Raw genomic sequence first — 4098 nt, 5'->3', positions numbered from 1 at the left:
AGGACCTTATCGGGAGAATTCCCCCTTCTCTTTGCGTTTTTTCTTCTCTTCCCCCCCCCCCCCCCCACCGCCCTGCTGACGGTAAAAGTGACTTCCACCATCTCGTCGAGCGTGGGCTCGTAGCCGCAGGCACACAGCGCACAATTGTAGCTGTCCTTGCGCACCGACTTCAGGGTCTGCGTCGCGTCGAGGACGCCGCCGCAGCCGGGGCACAGCACATTCCAACTCAGTTCGAACAGGCCGAGCCGTGCGGCGTGAAGAAAACCGCTGATGGTCTGTTCCTCGTCGAGCCCGTTCGCGGAGGCCACTTTGAGCACATTGATGCGGCACAGCGCCCGGTCCTCGCCCTCACGGACAAGTCTTTCGATGAGATCGGCGACGTCCGGGTCAGCAGACTTGCGTAATGCACCGAACAGCGTCCGGTTGGCCTGCATCGGATCCATAGGCATCAGGCTACGCCGAAATTGTGACGCCGTCAGGAGGGCAGCCCGTAGCGAAACGGTGATCGCCGACACCGGCCGGGGTCCGGAGCAAATTTTGCGAAGCCGCCTGCCACAAATGGAAGGGATACGACCGGCGTTACGTCGACTTGATCACGATCCGGCCATCGACGCCGGTGCGCAGAGTTTTGATCTTTTCGAGATAGTCGATGACCTCGTTGGTCATCAGCGGCCCGTCATGGCCCGGCACCAGCTCCAGCACATGATCGAACATCGTATAGCCGTCGCCGCCGCGCGACATGAAGTCGTTGGTCGCGAGCTTGTAGATTTTCGCTTCGTCGAGCGGCTTGCCGCCGGCTTCGGCCGACACCACGCGCTGTCCCACGGGTCGTGACGGATCGACGACGATCTTGAGCCCGGAGACCTGCGGGAAGCGGCCGATCGGCCGGGGCAGATTGCTGAAGCCGTTTTCGAGCGCGGCGCGAATGGTCTTGCCCGAAACCTCCAGCACCGCGACCTTGTTGCCGAACGGCAGTTCCGACATGATGTCGCGCCGCGTCAGGGTGGAGCCCGCCGGATAGATGCGGCCGCCGCGGATGCCGCCGCCATTGGTGATCGCGATGTCGGCATCGCTTTCGCTGCGCATCGCATCCGCGATCAGGTTGCCGATTGCCGCCTCCTGGCTGCGGACCGTCGCGTTACGGCTATCCAGTTCGACCGCGGTGGTGGCGATCGGCACATCGAGCGCGGCGGACAGCTCCTTCTCGTAGCTTTGCACGACGGCAAGCACCTCGGGATCGGGCGTCACGTTGCGGGTGTCGATGACGCGGAATTCCGGATGCCAGATCACGTCGCGCCGGCCCTCGGTCATGCGCATTGTGAAGGTCACGTCGATGCAGGTGACGAAATGCGCATCGTGGCTCGATTCGATTCCGGCGGTGCGGCCGTCGTAATTGAGCCAGAGGTCGTGGTCATGCCCGCTCAGGATGATGTCCGCCGTATGGTTGCGGTACATCTCTTCGTCCTTGGCGCGGCCGGTATGCACGCAGGCCACGACAATGTCGGCGCCTTCATTGCGCAAGGCGGCGGCTTGTTGCTCGATGGTCTCGACCGCTTTGGGAAATTTCAGGTCGCCCGGGCTCGACAGGACGACGGCCTCTTCGTCGGTGGCAGCAGCAATCCCGATACGAATGCCGTCGACAGTGAGAATGCCGCGCTCGCGCATTCCTGCCGCAAGCGTGCCGTCCGGATTGAAGATATTGGCGCAGTAGACCGGGAATGTCGCCTCCGCCATCCGCTTGAAGAAGGTCTCCTTGCCGAAATCGAACTCGTGGTTGCCGGGGACGAACACATCCGGCGCGATCATGTTGGTGAGCACCATGATGTGCGCGCCCTGATCGATCCCGGACATCAGCGAGGGCGACAGCGTGTCGCCGGCATGCACGAAAATCACAGGGCCCCTGGCGCGTTCGGCCTTCACCACCGCCGCGAGACGGGCGAAGCCGCCGCGCGGCTGGCCATCCGGCGCGGGCTGTTCGCTCATCTGGTAGATGTCGTTGACCAGGACGAAGGTGACGCGCGAGCGCGTGGGCTGCGCCAAGGACAGGCGCGGCAGACCTGTAATCAGCGCCAGGGCGGACGATCCGAGCAGCAGAAGGCGGCGGGTAATGGCCATTTTCATCATTGATTTCCGGCGGGCAGGTGTGGCTTAGCATGGCTTCATGAACGACGCATCGTCCGACGCCCTGGCCGGCGCCCATCGCCCCCCGAACCATCCGCCGGTCAAATCGGGCAGGATCGGCGTTCTGATCGCCAATCTCGGGACGCCCGACGCCACCGACTATTCGTCGATGCGGCGCTATCTGAAGGAATTTCTCTCCGACAAGCGGGTGATCGAGGATAATTCGCTGATCTGGAAACTGGTCTTCAACCTGATCATCCTGACGCGCCGGCCGGCCAGCAAGGGCCGCGACTACGACTCGATCTGGAACAAGGAATTGAACGAGTCGCCGCTGAAGACCATCACCCGCTCGCAGGCGCAGAAGCTCGCGGCCTTGCTTGCGCCGGTGGATGCCCGGATCGAGGTCGAGTGGGGCATGCGCTACGGCAACCCTTCCGTTGGGTCGGCGATCGATGCGCTGATGGCCAAAGGCTGCGACCGCATCCTCTATGTCCCGCTCTATCCGCAATATGCCGCGGCGACCACCGCCACCGCCTGCGACGCCGCGTTCCGGCATCTGATGACCATGCGCTGGCAGCCGACGCTGCGGGTTGCGCCGCCCTATCACGATGCGCCGGTCTATATCGAGGCGCTGGCCTCCTCGATGCGCGAGGAACTGGCAAAGCTCGCATTCAGGCCCGACGTGATCCTGGCCTCCTTCCACGGCATCCCGCAGGATTATTTCGACAAGGGCGATCCGTATTACTGCCATTGCGCCAAGACCACGCGGCTGTTGCGTAATGCGCTGGGCTATAGCGAGGATGAGTTGCGCATGACCTTCCAGTCGCGGTTCGGCACGGCGGAATGGATCAAGCCCTATACCGACAAGACGGTGGAAGAGCTGGCGCGGAGCGGGGTGAAGAATCTCGCCATCGTCACGCCCGGCTTTTCGGCCGATTGCCTGGAGACCCTGGAAGAGATCGCAGTCGAGAATGGCGACATCTTCAAGGAGCATGGCGGGGTGAATTTTGCCGCCATTCCCTGCCTGAACGATAGCGAGCAGGGCATGCGCGTGATCCACGACATCGCGCTGCGTGAATTACAGGGCTGGGTCTCCTAACCCGCCGTTAACCATATCGCTTTTAACTCCGTTAACCATGTCCGCCGGCCCGCAAGGCCGGCTGCCTGTGCTTGGGCCCCGGCAGCGGAGGCGCCGATGCAGGCGCCGCAGGAGTTGACGCGTGGCGCGCAGCCTCGTCCGAATCGTGTTGGCCGGTCTGGCCGGTCTCTGCGCGACAGCACCGGGGCTGGCGCAGCAGGGCGAGCCGCGCGACCTTTCGACGCCGACATTGTTCGACCCGCATTTCGATTCCGGGCGCGGCCAGCAATTCCGCAAGCCGGGCGCACCCGCGCAGCCCGCCGAACCGGCGCGCCCGATGGTCCCTGCGGGCACGACCGGCAGCACCGGTTTCGATGCCACCAATGCGGCCGTCCGCCGCAAGGCCAGGGAAGCCGCACAGAAGCGCGCGCGCACCGACGCCGAGAATCTGCCGCCGATCGCCGCCACCGCGCCGGACCGCACCGTCGCAGGTCCCTTCCAGCGCCAGGAAAGCCGGGCCGCGCAACGCCGCCGCGCCACCAATAGCGCCCCGATCCCGCTCGACGCGACGGGCGCGGTCGCCGCCCGTCCGATCCGCAAGCGCATCGACGAGGAGGATCCGTTCGGGCCGGTCGGCTTTTATGCCGGCTCGTTTCTCTACAAGCCGGCGGTCGAGTTGTCCGGCGGCTATAACAGCAATCCCGGACAGCGGCTGAACGGCAAGGGCTCGACCTTCCAGAAGATCGCGCCGGAACTGAGCATCAAGTCGGACTGGTCGCGTCACGAAGTGACAGCCGATCTGCGCGGCAGCTACATCTGGTACAACGACAACAACCTCGACAATCTGAACAAGCCCGACATCAATCTTAAGGGCACCGGGCGGCTCGACATCACCAAGC

The 4098-nt window shown here is 64.1% G+C and carries 4 protein-coding genes; 2 read left to right on the top strand and 2 right to left on the bottom strand.

Annotated features, from left to right (window positions below; genetic code table 11):
* A partial coding sequence (locus ACK41X_RS22940; RefSeq protein WP_409728482.1) for a DUF5939 domain-containing protein occupies positions 1-434 on the bottom strand: 434 nt, incomplete at its 3' end.
* A gap of 145 nt (positions 435-579) precedes the next feature.
* The gene (locus tag ACK41X_RS22935) at positions 580-2121 is read right to left on the bottom strand and encodes a bifunctional metallophosphatase/5'-nucleotidase (RefSeq protein WP_409728480.1); all 1542 of its coding nucleotides are present in this window, start codon (positions 2119-2121) and stop codon (positions 580-582) included.
* Positions 2122-2161: 40 nt separating this feature from the next.
* Here ACK41X_RS22935 and hemH point away from each other — a divergent pair, with 40 nt between their 5' ends.
* Both hemH and ACK41X_RS22925 read left to right on the top strand, forming a co-directional pair.
* Positions 2162-3220: a ferrochelatase gene (gene hemH / locus ACK41X_RS22930; protein ID WP_409728477.1), complete on the top strand. Its 1059-nt coding sequence runs from the start codon at positions 2162-2164 to the stop codon at positions 3218-3220.
* Positions 3221-3341: 121 nt separating this feature from the next.
* Positions 3342-4098: outer membrane beta-barrel protein (locus ACK41X_RS22925; protein WP_409728474.1), on the top strand; the 757-nt coding region annotated here is incomplete at its 3' end.

Origin of the sequence: Pseudorhodoplanes sp. (assembly GCF_046289595.1) — a bacterium.
Classification (GTDB): Bacteria; Pseudomonadota; Alphaproteobacteria; order Rhizobiales; family Xanthobacteraceae; genus Pseudorhodoplanes.
This window is presented reverse-complemented; position numbering and strand designations above follow the sequence as displayed.

Excerpts from the sequence above, each read along its gene's own strand:
- ACK41X_RS22935 (WP_409728480.1), bottom strand. The coding sequence starts at position 2,121 with ATGAAAATGGCCATTACCCGCCGCCTTCTGCTGCTCGGATCGTCCGCC.
- hemH (WP_409728477.1), top strand. The coding sequence starts at position 2,162 with ATGAACGACGCATCGTCCGACGCCCTGGCCGGCGCCCATCGCCCCCCG.